The organism is Paracoccus kondratievae (genome assembly GCF_009301415.1).
Taxonomy (GTDB): domain Bacteria; phylum Pseudomonadota; class Alphaproteobacteria; order Rhodobacterales; family Rhodobacteraceae; genus Paracoccus; species Paracoccus kondratievae.
In genome coordinates this window covers 1,674,412-1,688,248 of record NZ_CP045072.1, presented here as the reverse complement: position 1 = coordinate 1,688,248, position 13,837 = coordinate 1,674,412, and the positions used below count along the sequence as shown (strand labels likewise).

The 13,837-nt window shown below is 61.7% G+C and carries 17 protein-coding genes; 5 read left to right on the top strand and 12 right to left on the bottom strand.

Translation table 11 applies throughout. From position 1 onward, the window contains the following. Window positions 1-14: 14 nt before the first annotated feature. From flgH to F8A10_RS08480, 8 genes are read right to left on the bottom strand one after another with little or no spacing between them, the layout of a single operon-like run. Complete coding sequence (flgH, locus tag F8A10_RS08515; protein WP_152367126.1) at window positions 15-767, bottom strand: flagellar basal body L-ring protein FlgH; 753 nt, start codon at window positions 765-767, stop codon at window positions 15-17. Between the two features lie 11 nt (window positions 768-778). After that, window positions 779-1,195 carry a flagellar basal body P-ring formation chaperone FlgA gene (flgA, locus tag F8A10_RS08510; RefSeq protein ID WP_152367125.1) on the bottom strand — a complete coding sequence of 139 codons (417 nt, stop codon included), beginning with the start codon at window positions 1,193-1,195 and terminating at the stop codon, window positions 779-781. Beyond that, window positions 1,195-1,980, bottom strand: a complete 786-nt coding sequence (gene flgG, locus F8A10_RS08505; RefSeq protein WP_152367124.1) for a flagellar basal-body rod protein FlgG — start codon at window positions 1,978-1,980, stop codon at window positions 1,195-1,197. The genes flgA and flgG overlap by 1 nt, the downstream gene beginning before the upstream one ends. 13 nt (window positions 1,981-1,993) lie before the next feature. Further along, window positions 1,994-2,710: a flagellar hook-basal body complex protein gene (locus F8A10_RS08500; protein ID WP_085502804.1), complete on the bottom strand. Its 717-nt coding sequence runs from the start codon at window positions 2,708-2,710 to the stop codon at window positions 1,994-1,996. 3 nt (window positions 2,711-2,713) lie between these two features. Further along, window positions 2,714-2,980: a flagellar biosynthetic protein FliQ gene (locus tag F8A10_RS08495; protein WP_010399363.1), complete on the bottom strand. Its 267-nt coding sequence runs from the start codon at window positions 2,978-2,980 to the stop codon at window positions 2,714-2,716. 10 nt (window positions 2,981-2,990) lie between these two features. After that, the gene (locus tag F8A10_RS08490) at window positions 2,991-3,260 is read right to left on the bottom strand and encodes a flagellar hook-basal body complex protein FliE (RefSeq protein WP_085502802.1); all 270 of its coding nucleotides are present in this window, start codon (window positions 3,258-3,260) and stop codon (window positions 2,991-2,993) included. 13 nt (window positions 3,261-3,273) lie between these two features. Then, window positions 3,274-3,666, bottom strand: a complete 393-nt coding sequence (gene flgC, locus F8A10_RS08485; RefSeq protein WP_010399360.1) for a flagellar basal body rod protein FlgC — start codon at window positions 3,664-3,666, stop codon at window positions 3,274-3,276. A gap of 11 nt (window positions 3,667-3,677) precedes the next feature. Continuing rightward, window positions 3,678-4,064, bottom strand: coding sequence for a FlgB family protein (locus F8A10_RS08480; RefSeq protein WP_010399356.1), 387 nt, complete (start codon window positions 4,062-4,064; stop codon window positions 3,678-3,680). Window positions 4,065-4,173: 109 nt separating this feature from the next. Between F8A10_RS08480 and F8A10_RS08475 the strand changes: the two genes are divergently transcribed. Beyond that, window positions 4,174-5,490 (top strand): FliI/YscN family ATPase, encoded by a 1,317-nt coding sequence (locus F8A10_RS08475; protein ID WP_152367123.1) that lies wholly within the window; start codon window positions 4,174-4,176, stop codon window positions 5,488-5,490. A gap of 24 nt (window positions 5,491-5,514) precedes the next feature. Here F8A10_RS08475 and F8A10_RS08470 read toward each other — a convergent pair whose 3' ends face one another. The 3 genes from F8A10_RS08470 to F8A10_RS08460 form a co-directional block, all read right to left on the bottom strand. Then, window positions 5,515-6,375: an extensin-like domain-containing protein gene (locus F8A10_RS08470; protein ID WP_152367122.1), complete on the bottom strand. Its 861-nt coding sequence runs from the start codon at window positions 6,373-6,375 to the stop codon at window positions 5,515-5,517. Further along, window positions 6,376-7,842, bottom strand: a complete 1,467-nt coding sequence (locus tag F8A10_RS08465) for a L,D-transpeptidase family protein (protein WP_152367121.1) — start codon at window positions 7,840-7,842, stop codon at window positions 6,376-6,378. Between the two features lie 111 nt (window positions 7,843-7,953). Next, window positions 7,954-8,634 carry a GntR family transcriptional regulator gene (locus F8A10_RS08460; RefSeq protein ID WP_227493369.1) on the bottom strand — a complete coding sequence of 227 codons (681 nt, stop codon included), beginning with the start codon at window positions 8,632-8,634 and terminating at the stop codon, window positions 7,954-7,956. Between the two features lie 346 nt (window positions 8,635-8,980). Between F8A10_RS08460 and F8A10_RS08455 the strand changes: the two genes are divergently transcribed. The 4 genes from F8A10_RS08455 (at window position 8,981) to F8A10_RS08440 (ending at window position 12,553) form a co-directional block, all read left to right on the top strand. Beyond that, a complete protein-coding gene (locus F8A10_RS08455) occupies window positions 8,981-10,168 on the top strand; it encodes an MFS transporter (RefSeq protein WP_152367120.1) in 1,188 nt (395 codons plus the stop codon). 60 nt (window positions 10,169-10,228) lie between these two features. Next, entirely contained in the window at window positions 10,229-10,708 is a 480-nt protein-coding gene (locus F8A10_RS08450; protein WP_010399343.1) for an ureidoglycolate lyase, read from the top strand. Continuing rightward, complete coding sequence (locus F8A10_RS08445) at window positions 10,705-11,337, top strand: ribonuclease HII (protein WP_010399341.1); 633 nt, start codon at window positions 10,705-10,707, stop codon at window positions 11,335-11,337. The genes F8A10_RS08450 and F8A10_RS08445 overlap by 4 nt, the downstream gene beginning before the upstream one ends. An 85-nt stretch (window positions 11,338-11,422) precedes the next feature. Continuing rightward, complete coding sequence (locus tag F8A10_RS08440; protein ID WP_029372580.1) at window positions 11,423-12,553, top strand: site-specific DNA-methyltransferase; 1,131 nt, start codon at window positions 11,423-11,425, stop codon at window positions 12,551-12,553. A gap of 108 nt (window positions 12,554-12,661) precedes the next feature. Here F8A10_RS08440 and F8A10_RS08435 read toward each other — a convergent pair whose 3' ends face one another. Then, window positions 12,662-13,798, bottom strand: coding sequence for an alkane 1-monooxygenase (locus tag F8A10_RS08435; protein WP_085502791.1), 1,137 nt, complete (start codon window positions 13,796-13,798; stop codon window positions 12,662-12,664). Window positions 13,799-13,837: the final 39 nt, after the last annotated feature.

Genomic DNA, 13,837 nt, shown 5'->3' with positions numbered 1-13,837 from the left:
ACCGCTCCGCCTGCTTAATAGGGCAGAAGGATATCGGCGACCTGCTGACCGTAGCGCGGCTGCTGTACATCGCTGATCTGGCCGCGCCCGCCGTAAGAGATACGGGCACCGGCGATACGGTCATAGGCAATCTCGTTGCGGCGCCTGATATCTGATGGGCGCACAAAACCGCTAACGGTCAGTTCACGCACCTCGTTGTTCACACGTACCTCTTGCGTGCCCTGGATACGCAGAACGCCGTTGGGCAGGCGATCGACAACGGTAGCTGCCACCCGCAGAGTCAGTTTGTCACGTCGGGAAATATTCCCGCTGCCTTTGAAGCTGGAGGCAGCCTTGGCATCGGCCAGTTCTTTCATACTGGCACCCTCAGGCAGGGCCTCGTCGATACGTTGCGGCAGCCCGATCATTGAGGGAATACTGACCTTGTCTGACGAACTGCGACTGCGGCCCGAGCTGTTCTGGATCTCGGCCCGGTCGTCGATTTCGATCACCACGGTCAGGATATCGCCGCGCTGCGAAGCTCGGCGGTCCGCGACCAGAGAGTTTTGTGCGCTGCTCCACAGCGAGGCCGTGCTTTGCGGCCTGTCGGGCAGCTCATTGACACCATAGCCTGACGAGGTCATGGCCTGAAATTCGACGCTGCTTTCGGGTTCGGTCATAGATGGGGGGCGGCCAAGGTGAGACACCCGTGCGCAGGCCGAAAGCGACATGGCAAGTGTCAGTGCACCAACTAGCGTGACAGAATGGGACGGCGTATATCGGGACATGAGATTCACTTTCAGTTATTCTGGACGATGACCGAACCGTCAGGCGCGACACGGCCGGAAACAGTCACGCGTGAGCTGCTGTTCAGTACCCGGATGATCTGACCGACTTTCCCGGCAGATAGCGCGCGCCCCTCGGTCTCGATTCGCAGAGCGGCTTTTTCATAGGTCAGCGTGACAAGCTGGTTGCGACCAATCAGGGTAGGTTCGGTCAGGGCAGATGGGTCGATCCTTCGCCCCTCATAGACCATGACACGCAGCTGCTGGCCGACGATCTGGGTGATATCTTCGATACCTCCCGCCTGATCCGGGGCGAGGGTGACATCCTCGGCTGAGATAACCGTGCCGGCGGGTAGTGTACGGCTGGCGACTGCCGCACCGGCTGTGGCCCACTGCGGCAGTAGCATAAACATCAGGGCAATGGCGCGCATCAGCGGACCTGCACCGTTGTACCAAGCATCTGGTCTGCGGCAGAGATGACCTTGGAATTCAGTTCATAACCGCGCTGGGCCTTGATCAATTCGGCGATCTCGCGCACCGGATCGACCGCGCTTTCCTCAAGCCAGCCGGCGCGGATCGTGCCCAGCCCCTCTTGTCCCGGCGAGGCGACCCGGGGTGCGCCCGATGCCGTGCTTTCCAGAAACATGTTCGAGCCGATGGCCTCGAGGCCCTTTTCGTTGATAAAACTTGCCAGGGTGATCTGGCCAAGGTTTTCGGGTTCGACCCGGTCGCTGAAATAGGCAAAGACTTCGCCATTGGCGTTGATCGAGATGCTTCGGGCATCCTCGGGGATGGTAATGTCAGGTACCAGCGGATAGCCTTCCGAGGTGACGATCTGACCTTCCGGCGAACGTTTCAGACTGCCGTCTCGGGTATAAGCCGAAATGCCTGAGGGCAGGGTGATCTCAAGATAGCCGCCGCCATCGATGGCGATATCCAGATCCCCATTGGTCTGGGTCAGCGACCCTTGGGCCAGCATGACGGATACGCTGGCCGGGCGCACCCCCATACCAAGCTGGATCCCTGCCGGAACCATTGTGCCGCTGGTTGAGGTCAGCGTACCCGGGCGAGTGACCTGCTCATATTGCAGGTCGGCAAATTCGGCGCGCCGGGCGTTATAACCAGTCGTGGACATGTTGGCGAGGTTGTTAGAGATGACCTCGACGCGCATCTGCTGTGCGCTCATCCCGGCGGCTGCTATCTGAAGTGCTTTCATGGTTTTAGTCCTTTTACCGGGTCAGAATTGTGATGGCCTGACGGATGCGCTGGTCCTCTTGATCAAGGAAGCTTTGGCCCAGTTGATAAGCGCGCTGAACCTCGATCATGCGCGCGATTTCAAGCACCGGGTCGACATTGGAGCCCTCAAGAAAACCCTGACGCAGTACTGCGTCATCCAGTGGTTCGGCTGCATCGCCGGGATCGAAAAGCGTACCCGCCACATGCTGCAGGCGGGACTGGTCCGTAACTGCAAAGATGCCCACCCGCCCAACGGGCGTGCCGTCGGCGGAAATTGTACCATCCATGCCGATACCGATGTCGCGCACGCCCGCAGGGATGACGACGGGTGCCTGTCCATCGTCGAGCAACTGATAACCGTCGGGGTTAACAAGTTCGCCCTCAGCATTGGTCATGAAGGCACCGGCCCGGGTCAGGCGGTTGCCTTGCGGTGTCTGGACCATGAAGAAACCCTTGCCATCAATCGCCAGATCAAAGCGGCCGTTCGTCAACGTCATGTCGCCAGGGCGCTGGTCGATCATGCGCCCATGGGCATTGGCCATTGCCAAGGTCTCGCCACGCCGATCAAGCGACACCATATATTCCGAAAATACGACACCTTCGCGCCGAAAGCCGGTGGTGTTGGCATTGGCAATATTGTTGGCAACAGAGCGCATTTCGCGCATCAACCCGGATTGCCTGGTCAGGGCGGCATAGATCGCGTTATCCATAACCTAGGACCCCGCAATCCCTGGCAGGACCTGATCGGTAAAGAACCCGGTCAGCATGGCGGTCATAAAGCTCATGCTGACCCAGAATACCGCCAGCATAAGGCCCACCTTGGGAACAAAGGTCAGCGTCATTTCCTGCACCGAGGTCAGGGCCTGCAAAAGACCGATGATCACACCCACCACCAGCGCCACCCCCAGCAGCGGTGCGGCCATGCGCAGCGCGATCCACAGCGCTTGCCGGGTGAGGTCGAAGATCAGGTTCTCATCCATGGCCAGATCCTCAGACCGGCATCCGCAGGATTTCCTGATAGGCCTCGACTACCTTGTCGCGCATGGCGACCACGGTCTCGAGCGCGATTTCGGCCTGGGCGATACTTTGCACCAGATCATGCGTCTCGGCCTTGCCGGTCATGGCGCCGGTGGCGGCGGCATCAACCTGATCCATCATCCGGGAAAACACTGAGGCCGCGCCTTGCGGATCGTGATTGCCTGGCGCGACGACGTTGCGCACGCGGTCATAAGAAGTAGCGGCGAGGGTCGGGGTAATCATGGCAGTTCCTTTCTTATCGGCGGATCAGGTCCAGCAATGCGCCGCCCATCTGGCGCGATTGCTCAAAGACGCGCAGGTTCGCCTCATAGCTGCGGCCCGCCTCCTTGGAGTCGGCGATCTCGATGATCAGATCGACGTTCGATCCTGCGTAATAGCCGTTCTCATCAGCCATCGGATGGGCGGGATCATAGATCTGAGGTAGTTCGCGCCGATCAAACCGGGTCGGCCCGGCGGTGACGGCACCGGTTCGGCGGCCAAAGTCGACCTGCTCTTCAAAGGCTACCACCTTGCGGCGATAGCCGGGCGTGTCGGCATTGGCGATGTTTTCGGAAATATGTCGCAGCCGCACGGCCTGCGCGCGCATACCCGAAGCGGCCAGTTCAATGGCGGAAAGCGTTTCTGACATCCTTATACCCCCTAGCCACGACGTCCGAGGCTGGTACGGATCAGATTGAGCGAGGATTTTGTCACCGCCAGCGCCAGATCGAATTCACGCCTGGCCTCGGCGCTGCGGATCATTTCATCCTCAAGCGAGACAGAGTTGCCGTTCGGCGCGGGCTCACCCTTGTCGTCGATCACGCGCGGGCTGCCGCCCCAACTGGCGCCGGTCAGATGGCGAGGACGTGAGGCGCGCATCTCTACCGCGCCTTGCGTGTGATAGGTTTTGGTAAAGCTGGCCAGATCGCGGGCACGAAAGCCCGGGGTATCGGCATTGGCCACGTTGCGGGCAATCAGCTTTTGCCGTTCGGCAGCATGGGCCGTCAGCGAATTGGCCATCCGCAAAGTCTCGATCCGGTCAAACATCGCGGCATCTCCTCAGGTTCCGATAAACCCGGTCTTAACCCCAACAGGTTTAGAAACCCTTTCCAGGACCGGACGGACCGGCAGCAGGGAGAAGCAGAAATTGGATAAAATGCTGTCTATTGCGGCGCGGATGGGACGAGTCCGCATGATCCGGCACTTTGGTCAGGTCAGCGCCATTCAGGCGGGCCTGATCCTTGCAGGCGGGCTGTCAAGCCATGCTTCCTTAGGAGATCGTGTCGTCTTTTCAAAGGGTTCTGGTGCATCTTTGGGCGGAGAGATCATCGCGCTGCACGACCATCAGGTGGCAATTCTGCCCGAAGGTCCGATGGAGGGGCTGTCGATCGGCACGCCCGTTGAGCTGGTCTTTGCACCCTCTCTTGCACCCGCCGATAGCTGGATCGGGCGAATCATCGATCCCTTTGGCAGGCCGCTGGATGGTCGTCCCCTTGCCGCCGGGAGGGAGGAACGGGGTTTCCGCACGCCTCCGCCGCCCGCTGCGCTGCGTAACCGGCTGGGCGCGCGGCTGGATACGGGGCTTGCCGTCTTTGACACCATCCTGCCCCTGGTGCGGGGGCAGCGAATGGGGCTGTTTGCCGGCTCGGGCGTGGGCAAATCCACGCTGCTTTCGTCCCTGGCCAAGGGCGTCTCGGCTGATGTGGTGGTGATTGCGCTGGTGGGGGAGCGTGGCCGAGAGCTGCGCGAGTTTGTCGAGGAAACGCTGGGCGAAGAGGGGATGGCACGTTCGGTCGTGGTGGCGGCTACCTCGGATCAGTCGCCGTTGATGCGCAGGCGCTGTGCCTGGGCTGCGATGACGGTGGCCGAGCATTTCCGCGACCGCGGACAGCATGTGCTGTTTCTGGCCGATTCGATCACCCGTTTTGCCGAGGCGCATCGTGAGATCGCGCTCGCCGCTGGTGAAAGCCCCAGCTATCGCGGTTTCCCCCCCTCGACCTCGCATCTGATCATGTCGCTGGCCGAGCGTTCGGGGCCAGGGCCAATCGGCTCGGGCGATATTACTGCAATTTTCAGCGTGCTGGTCGCGGGTTCGGATATGGAGGAGCCGGTAGCCGATATCCTGCGCGGCGTTCTTGATGGCCATGTGGTTCTGGATCGCGCCATCGCCGAACGGGGCCGTTTCCCGGCAGTGGATGTGCTGCGTTCGGTCTCACGCTCCTTGCCTCAGGCGGCGAGCACGGCCGAGAATGCGCTGATCGCGCGTGCGCGCGCGACGCTGGGAACCTATGCAGAATCCGAACTGATGATCCGTGCTGGCCTTTATTCACAAGGCTCTGATCCGCGGGTGGATGAGGCGGTGCGGTTATATCCGGCGCTGGATCAGTTCTTTACCCACAAAAGCCCTGATGCGCGACAAAGCTTTGCGTTACTGGCCGACGCTTTGGGTATGCCCCCGCCACGTCCCGAATGAAGGCATGGCATGGAAACAAATCCCTTACTGGCACAGCCGATAGCCACCCCGCCGCGCCTTGATGTCGACATGCAGATGATCGTCATGGGCGGCATTGCTGCCCGGCCCCAGGACTGTGGTGAAATGCAGGCAGGCGGCCCCGCGGATCGCGCGCTGAAAGGCCTCTTGCAGGTCGCCGCTGTCCTGCCGCGGCTTGATCTCGATCCGCGAGCCGTCCTCAAAACGGAAGGCGGCAATGTCGAAAGCATTGCCAAAAGCGTGCTCCGAAAGGTTTTCGCCTGTGGTCCCGACTGTCGCACGGCATTGATAGGTCGAACCGGGCTCCAGCGCCGCAAGCCGGGGCCGATCAGGCAACAGGGCAGCGGCGGGCAGGACAAAATCACGCAGCCAATGGGCAAGGTCGCGGGCCAGATCACAGCGCATCAGGGCACCGCCCGGTATCTCGATCCCCGGCAAGGGCCGGCGCAAAAGCACGGGCCGGTCAATCCCGCAATCACGTTGGTCGGGATCGAGGACGGGTGCTTCCTCACTGTAATCGGCGCCAAGCAACGTCAATTGCAGCAGGCAGGCAGAATAATCGAAATCGCTTTCCCGCAACTGGCTGTGAATGGGCGGGCCGACCGGGGTGGCCGGGGTTTCTGGCTTGGCGGTGGGGGCGGCTGGTGCGCTTGTACTATCGGTGGTGTCGTCAGGGGCGGGCTGAGGCTGCTCGGGGTTGGCCTCGGCTGCCTCTGGTCGCGGCGCAGGGCGAATGTCCCCCGGGCTTTCCTCGGGTTTGGGAGGCGGGGCGATATCATCCAACGGCGTCTCGTCCAAAGCCAGCGAGGGCAGGCCAGGCAGTGCCGAGATCAGGATTGCCGAAAGATATCGCCCCGGCCTGCGCATTCAGGGCTGCCCGGCCTGCGGATAAAGCGTGACACTGCCCGGGGCTTCGCCTGGCAGGCTGCTTGGCAGGGTGACGTCCGAAGGATACTCGGGCTCCTCGGTCGCCGGGGCGGCAGGCGGGACCTCGGGCACCAGAGGCTCACTCGTGGCAGGGGTCGCGGGGGTGACGACCAGAGGCTCAGAGCCTGCCGCGGTTGCAGCGGCAGTTGGTGCGCCAAGGGCGGCGGCGGCGGATGTGGCAGCAGCAACGGCGGCCGGAGCGGCTTCGCCTGCGAAGGCCGCAGGGGGCAGGCGGTTGCCGCGGGCTGGTGGCCGGGTCGAGGCGATTGCCGTGGTCGCCGCGGTCTGTGTCGCCGCAGCCACCGGCGACACGCCGGTCACGTCAGAGATTCTGACCCCGGGGGGCAGGAACTCGACCGTTGTAACCTTGGCCTTGACCATATGCGCCAGCTCCCATGCGTCCCAGTTCGTCAGCCGCACGCAGCCATGCGACTGGCTCAGGAACAATTGCGAGGGCGTGGCGGTTCCGTGGATGCCGTAGGTCGGCTCGGAAAGGTCGATCCAGACATTGCCCACAGGCCCGTTGGGTCCGGGCGGGATGATCAGTACCCGATCATTCTGTCCCTGCCTGAAATTGCGATGCGGGTTATAGGTATAGGTCGGGTTCAACGCCACGGCATCGACGACGTGATTGCCATGTGGCGATGGCGTATCAGAAGAGCCGACCGTTGCCGGATAATCCGCGACCATATTGCCCCGCGCGTCATAAGCGGCGACACGGCGGGTTTCCTTATCCACGATGATCCGGGTGACGGTGGCGCGGATCGGCTTTGCCGGGACGGTGACATGGATGGTTTCGCCGGGCTGGAAACTTGCGCCGGGGTTCAGCTTGGCCAGAAACTTTTCATCCATGTGAAAGCGTTCGGCCAGTCTTTCCAGCACGCTCGTATAACCCTGCGAGGTCATCGCCGCCTTTTCGGCATAATCCGGGGGAATGCGATCGACGAGGCCAGTCGCGTCCTTTTCGACGATGGTATATTCCATGGTCAGCGGCGGGCCAGCATAGCCCTGCAGCAGTTCCCAAACCGCGTGATCCATGCGACCGGTCATCGGCAGACCGGCCCGCCTCTGAAAGGCCTTGATGGCGCTTTCACTCATCCCTCCGCGCCAGCCGTCCACGACCCCCGGCGAGATGCCCGAGCGGTCCAGCAGGATCTGCACCTTGGCCGTCAGTGCCGACTGACCGGGGGGCAGGCCGGTGCCGTCATAGGTGGCCTGCTCGATTTCGGCGGGGGTGATCGACACCAGCGCCTTTGGCCGAGGCGGTGCGGTCGGAGCTATCGTGGTCGCGGCGGACGTGCCTGAAGGGGCCGCCTGTGCCCATCCGGGCGAAAGCGGAATGGCCAGGGTTGTCGCCATCAGGGCGAAGCGCAAAAACGCGCCCCTGCGAAATCGGGTCGGGAACATGCTCGGCTCCGGTCTGCTTGCCTGTATTGTTCTGGTTGTGTCCAGCACATTTGGCCAAATGCGCAGGACAAGGCAAGCAAATGCCGGTCAACTCGGGTTGATCGCGACCTTTCAGATCGTCGCGGCAAAGCGGTGATGCTGCGGGAAATAACGCCGGGTAAGCGATATAGGCATGTTGTTCAGCCAGTCCAGCCGCTCGACCAGCAACACGGGGTCCCCGGGCTGCAGTTGCAGCGCGTCGGTTACGAAACGCTCATTTGCAAGGGCGGCGCCGATTGCCATGCTTCCGCGGTTGATCGGCACATGGCCAAGCAGCCATTCGCAAGGGCTGATCCGGCTAAGCGCCTCACGCGTCAGGCCGGGGGTGGCAAAGTGGTTGATCCAGCGTTCTTCGCAGCAATAGGGCGCGCCATCGGCGGTAAAGCTGGCGCGGACGCGCAGCAGCCGGTCATCGGTGCGCAATAGCATCGCCTGGGCAGTATCGGGCGGCGGAGGACATTCTTCGTAAAGCAGCAGCGAATAGCCGTAGGCCTTGCCTGTCGCCTCGATCTCGCGCCGCAAAAGAAAGCGGACCATCTGGACGCGGGGGTGCTGTGCGACGCGGGTGCCGACCTTGCGGCGGCGCTCAAGAACGCCGCTTTGCGCAAGTGCCTGCAGGGCGCGGTTGACGGTGGCGCGCGCACAGCCGAACTCGGATGCCAGCTCGGCTTCGGTCGGGATCAGCTGCCCTTCAGCCCATTCTCCGTTGTGGATGCGGCTCAGGACTTCTTCCTGGACGGTTTGCCAGGTCATGTTTCGTCGCTTGCGTTCCTGCAGCTCTGCCGAAAGTGCCTGTGCCATGTGGCTGGGTAGCTCGATCATTGTTTCAGAATACGTCTTTGTTCATTGAGGTTGCGGCAGAACTCAATACGCAGGCACTTGAACGAAAGCACTGCCCGAAGGGGGTGAGCACCGGATTCCAGAGCGGCCAAGCCAGCCCGACCGGGGGCCTGAAACTGGACCCATTCGTTCAGTTTTGAGTGCAAATTCCTGCAGGGGTCAAGGATATTTCCGAACGCCGGCCAGGATCCGCCTGTCACGGTTGACAATCCTCCGGCCCAGCACGACAAATCGGGCGATTTTCAAGAGGTGAGATTCTGTGTCGGACGTTTCGACATTCCGCGGCCAGGGTGTCTCTGCCACGGCCTGGACGGTGCTGGTCGCGATCAGCCTGTGCCATATGATCAACGACATTATGCAGTCCATGCTGGCTGCGATTTATCCGCTGCTGCGCGAAGAGTTCTCGCTGACTTATTGGCAGATCGGGATGATGACCTTTGCCTTTCAGGTCACGGCCTCGCTGTTGCAGCCGGCGGTCGGTATGGTGACGGATCGTAACCCGATGCCGCGCTCGCTTGCCTATGGTATGGGGGCCACCGTGGTCGGGGTGCTGCTGCTGGCGTTGGCGCATGAATATTGGGTGCTGTTGTCGGGGGCGATGCTGATCGGTGTCGGCTCGGCGGTGTTCCATCCGGAAAGCTCACGCGTGGCGCGCATTGCTTCGGGCGGGCGCTATGGCACTGCCCAATCACTGTTTCAGCTTGGCGGGAACTTTGGTCAGGCGTTGGGACCGCTGCTTGCGGCCTTTATCGTCGTGCCGCTGGGCCGGCCTTCGGTCGCCGTGTTTTCCATAGCAGCAATGATGGGCGCGGCGATGTTGTGGCGGATCGGCGACTGGGCCGAGGGGCGGCGCAAGGCCACGGTCGCCCGGACGCCGGGTAGCATACCGCTGTCGCGGCAGAGGGTGGCTTGGGCCATCGTGGTACTGGCGCTGCTGACCTTTACCAAAAACATCTATATGGCCAGTCTTTCGAGCTATTATACCTTCTTTCTGATCGAAAAGTTCGGGGTTTCCACCCAGCAGGCGCAGGTGATGCTGTTTCTGTTCCTTGCCGGAACGGCGGCGGGTGTGATCCTGGGCGGGCTGATCGGCGACCGGGTGGGGCCGCTGAGGGTGATCTGGTTCTCAATCCTGGGGATTTTGCCCTTTACGCTGTTGCTGCCTTATGTCGGGCTGGCGGCAACCGGGGTGCTGACGGTGCTGATCGGGCTGATCCTTGCATCGGCCTTTCCCGCCATCGTGGTCTTTGCACAGGAACTGGTGCCGGGCCGGACAGGGATGGTCGCGGGCATATTTTTCGGCTTTGCCTTTGGCATGGGCGGGATTGCGGCCGCCGTGCTTGGCCTTGTTGCCGACGCAAAGGGGATCGAATTCGTTTACCAGATCTGTTCTTATCTGCCGCTGATGGGACTGTTGACCATCTTACTACCGCGGATGGAGCGGTAATTGCTGCCGGCCCGGGGGCTCTGCCCCCGGACCCCCGGGATATTTTGACACGGAAGAGACATGACGACGATCAAGGCAAGGCCGATTACAGCCGAGGAATTTGCCCCTTTTGGTGAGCTGCTGATTCCGCGCGAGGCGCCCAGCAAAATGATCAACGCCGGCCGTTGTGAGCGGCATCATGCGCTGGCCATGGTGGAGCGTGGCGGTGGTGAGGCGATCATCTCGATCTTTCGTTCGGAGCCGGTGAGCCTGCCTTACGACTGTGCGTTGCTGGAGCGGCATCCGCTGGGGTCACAGGCCTTTATGCCGCTGGGGCCTGATCCGTGGCTGTCGATCGTGGCGCCGGATGAAGGAGGGAAGCCGGGGGCTCCGATCGCGTTTCTGGTGCCCTCGGGCATAGGGGTGAACCTGCGTGCAGGGGTCTGGCATGGTGTCCTGACGCCTTTGGATCGTACAGCCGATTTTCTGGTCGTGGACCGCGAAGGTGAGGGCGTCAATCTGGAAGAGGTTGAGATCGCCCCGGTGACCGTCGAGGCATGAGCCTGCCCGATTATTCGATGGAGGAGGCCGCGCTGCGTGATGGCGCGCGCCTTGTTGCAGGCGTTGATGAGGTTGGACGCGGACCTTTGGCCGGGCCGGTGACGGCGGCTGCGGTGATCCTGGATCCCACCTGCATTCCCGAAGGGCTGAATGACTCAAAGAAGCTGACGGCCAAGAGGCGCGAGGTGCTGGCCGAACAGATCATGGCGTGTAGCGACTGGGCCGTCGGGCACGCCAGTGTCGAGGAAATTGATCAGCTGAATATCTTGCGCGCCTCGCATCTGGCGATGTGCCGCGCGATTGAAGGCCTGCGGCAGCGACCCTGTCTGGTGCTGATCGATGGCAACATGCTGCCCCGCGATCTGCCAGTTCCGGGGCTGGCTGTGATCAAGGGCGACGGGCGCTGCCTGTCCATTTCCGCAGCCTCGATCGTGGCCAAACTGTTGCGTGATCGCATCATGGTGGATTTGGCGCAACAGCATCCCGGATATGGTTGGGAGGTTAACGCCGGTTACGGCACACCTGCGCATCGCAAGGCGCTGCTGGATCTGGGCGTGACCCCATATCATAGGCGCAGCTTTGCACCCGTCCACAACATCTTGTGTAAAGAAGAAACCTCAAACCGTTGATTCAAAAAAGAATTTGACGGCGAATCGGTGCTGACTCATTATCGGCTCATAAATCGGCACCTAATAGCCGAAACCCGAGGCAGTGATGACTAAGCACGATACAAAATCCCGCGCCGCGGCGCGAACGCTTCCGCTTAACCAGATTTTGGCCGGAGATTGCATTGAGATCATGAACGGGCTGCCCGAGAGCAGTGTTGATCTGATCTTTGCCGATCCTCCGTATAACCTGCAGTTGCGGGGCGATCTGCACCGGCCCGACAACTCAAAGGTCGATGCGGTCGATGACCATTGGGACCAGTTCTCGGGCTTTGCCGCCTATGACCGTTTTACCCGCGACTGGCTGGCCGCCGCGCGCCGGGTGCTAAAGCCCGATGGGGCAATCTGGGTCATCGGCTCTTATCACAATATTTTCCGCGTCGGGGCCGAGCTTCAGAACCAGGGGTTCTGGATCCTGAACGATGTGGTCTGGCGCAAGGCCAACCCGATGCCGAACTTTCGCGGCAAGCGCCTGACCAACGCCCATGAGACGATGATCTGGGCAAGCAAGACCGAGGGTGCGAAATACACCTTTAACTATGAGGCGCTGAAATCGCTGAACGAAGGTGTGCAGATGCGTTCGGACTGGGTGCTGCCGATCTGTACCGGGGGTGAGCGGCTGAAGGATGCCGATGGTGCCAAGGCCCATCCGACCCAAAAGCCCGAGGCATTGTTGCATCGCATTCTGGTCGGTTCGACCAATCCCGGCGATGTGGTGCTGGACCCGTTCTTTGGCACAGGCACCACTGGTGCCGTGGCCAAGATGCTGGGCCGCGACTTTATCGGGATCGAGCGCGAGGAGGCTTATCGCGAAGTTGCCGAGAAGCGTATCTCGCGCGTACGCCGCTTTGACAGTGAGGCGCTTGCCACCATCCGCGCCAAACGTGCCGAGCCGCGCGTGCCCTTTGGCCAGGTGGTCGAACGCGGCATGTTGCGTCCGGGCGAAGAGCTGTATTCGCTGAACAACCGCCATAAGGCCAAGGTGCGCGCCGATGGCAGCCTGATCGGCAATGACGTCAAGGGCTCGATCCATCAGGTCGGCGCTGCGCTTGAGGGCGCGCCAAGCTGCAATGGCTGGACCTACTGGCACTTCCGGCGCGAGGGGCGGATGGTTCCGATCGACATTCTGCGCCAGCAGATCCGCGCCGAGATGGAGGCCGAAGAAGGCCGCGCCCACTGATTTTCCCGGTTCGCCAAGTCCCGAAGCTCCGCGAGCTCTGGCGCGGCCGGGACCGCCTTGCCCCGTTCGGCTAAAGGCCGGGCGGGGCCTTTTGGGTTGGGCAGCGCCCTATAGTGCGCCGCGCGGCATGGGCAGATCGCCGCGGTTATAAGGCTGCCAGTCAGTGATCTCGGGATAGAACTGCCGCCGCCATGCCCTGACGCGCGGGTTCATCCGCCGCCGCCACAGGGGTGGGACCATGGCAAGGAATGTCATGGCGGGATAGCCCATCGGCAGCTGTGGTGCCTCTTCGGCGCTATAGGTCTGTAACAGCGGAAACCGCCGGTCGGGCTTGTAATGGTGGTCCGAATGGCGCTGAAGGTTGATCAGCAGCCAGTTCGTCGCCTTATGAGCGCTGTTCCAGCTGTGACGGGGCAGGACATGTTCATAGCGTCCTTCGCCCAGATATTTGCGGGTCAGGCCGTAGTGCTCGACGTAATTGGTCAGTTCAAGCTGCCAGACCGCGATGAAGGCTTGCCAGATGAACAGCAACAACCCCTGCCAGCCGCCAAGGATCAGCGCCAGCGCAAGCATTGCCAGTTGCAGCGCGCCGTAACGCCAGAACGGGTTGCGACCGTCGAATTTTGAGCGGCCGGTACGTTCCAGCCGCCGCGCCTCGGCCTGCCAGGCGCTTTTGGGGCAATCGATCAGCACGCGTAGGAAAAAGCGAAAGAAACCCTCATTGTAGCGGGCCGAGACTGCATCGCGCGGCGTTGCCACCCATGAATGGTGGACAAGCAGATGTTCGGTGCGAAAGTGCGAGTAGAGGGTCGAGGCCAGCAGCAGATCGCCAAGCCAGCGTTCAAGGCGGTTGCGCTGATGCAGCAGCTCGTGGGCATAGACTATGCCGATGGTGCCCGAGCCGATGCCGATACCAAAGAAAAGGCCAAGCTTTTCCCATCCCGACAGGTCACTGCGGGTCGCATACCAGATCGCGCCAAAGATCATCACCGCCTGTAGCGGAAACCAGATGATGGTGATGGCGCGATACCAGAACAGCTGCGTTTCCGGCGTCTCGGTTTCGGGGTTTTCTTCGTTCAGGCCCAGAACCGAGTCCAGAACGGTGGTCAGATACCAGGCGTAAACGGGCATCAGCAGGAACCACCAGCCGCCACGCCAGGCGGCAAGGGCGGCAAGAGGTACAAGCCCTAGCGAAAGCCAAAAGGGCAGGGCGTCTATCAGGCGGGAACGGAATGGCGTTTGCATGGGCGGTACAATGAAACCGTGATGGGGCAACGGGCTAAA

Bases quoted from the DNA above. Each gene is read 5' to 3' on its own strand.
- F8A10_RS08465 (WP_152367121.1), bottom strand. From the start codon at position 7,842: ATGTTCCCGACCCGATTTCGCAGGGGCGCGTTTTTGCGCTTCGCCCTG.
- F8A10_RS08490 (WP_085502802.1), bottom strand. From the start codon at position 3,260: ATGATTACCCCGACCCTCGCCGCTACTTCTTATGACCGCGTGCGCAAC.
- F8A10_RS08470 (WP_152367122.1), bottom strand. From the start codon at position 6,375: ATGCGCAGGCCGGGGCGATATCTTTCGGCAATCCTGATCTCGGCACTG.
- F8A10_RS08440 (WP_029372580.1), top strand. From the start codon at position 11,423: ATGACTAAGCACGATACAAAATCCCGCGCCGCGGCGCGAACGCTTCCG.
- F8A10_RS08460 (WP_227493369.1), bottom strand. From the start codon at position 8,634: ATGACCTGGCAAACCGTCCAGGAAGAAGTCCTGAGCCGCATCCACAAC.
- F8A10_RS08475 (WP_152367123.1), top strand. From the start codon at position 4,174: ATGCTGTCTATTGCGGCGCGGATGGGACGAGTCCGCATGATCCGGCAC.
- F8A10_RS08450 (WP_010399343.1), top strand. From the start codon at position 10,229: ATGACGACGATCAAGGCAAGGCCGATTACAGCCGAGGAATTTGCCCCT.
- flgG (WP_152367124.1), bottom strand. From the start codon at position 1,980: ATGAAAGCACTTCAGATAGCAGCCGCCGGGATGAGCGCACAGCAGATG.
- F8A10_RS08445 (WP_010399341.1), top strand. From the start codon at position 10,705: ATGAGCCTGCCCGATTATTCGATGGAGGAGGCCGCGCTGCGTGATGGC.
- F8A10_RS08500 (WP_085502804.1), bottom strand. From the start codon at position 2,710: ATGGATAACGCGATCTATGCCGCCCTGACCAGGCAATCCGGGTTGATG.
- flgH (WP_152367126.1), bottom strand. From the start codon at position 767: ATGTCCCGATATACGCCGTCCCATTCTGTCACGCTAGTTGGTGCACTG.
- flgA (WP_152367125.1), bottom strand. From the start codon at position 1,195: ATGCGCGCCATTGCCCTGATGTTTATGCTACTGCCGCAGTGGGCCACA.
- F8A10_RS08435 (WP_085502791.1), bottom strand. From the start codon at position 13,798: ATGCAAACGCCATTCCGTTCCCGCCTGATAGACGCCCTGCCCTTTTGG.
- flgC (WP_010399360.1), bottom strand. From the start codon at position 3,666: ATGTCAGAAACGCTTTCCGCCATTGAACTGGCCGCTTCGGGTATGCGC.
- F8A10_RS08480 (WP_010399356.1), bottom strand. From the start codon at position 4,064: ATGTTTGACCGGATCGAGACTTTGCGGATGGCCAATTCGCTGACGGCC.
- F8A10_RS08495 (WP_010399363.1), bottom strand. From the start codon at position 2,980: ATGGATGAGAACCTGATCTTCGACCTCACCCGGCAAGCGCTGTGGATC.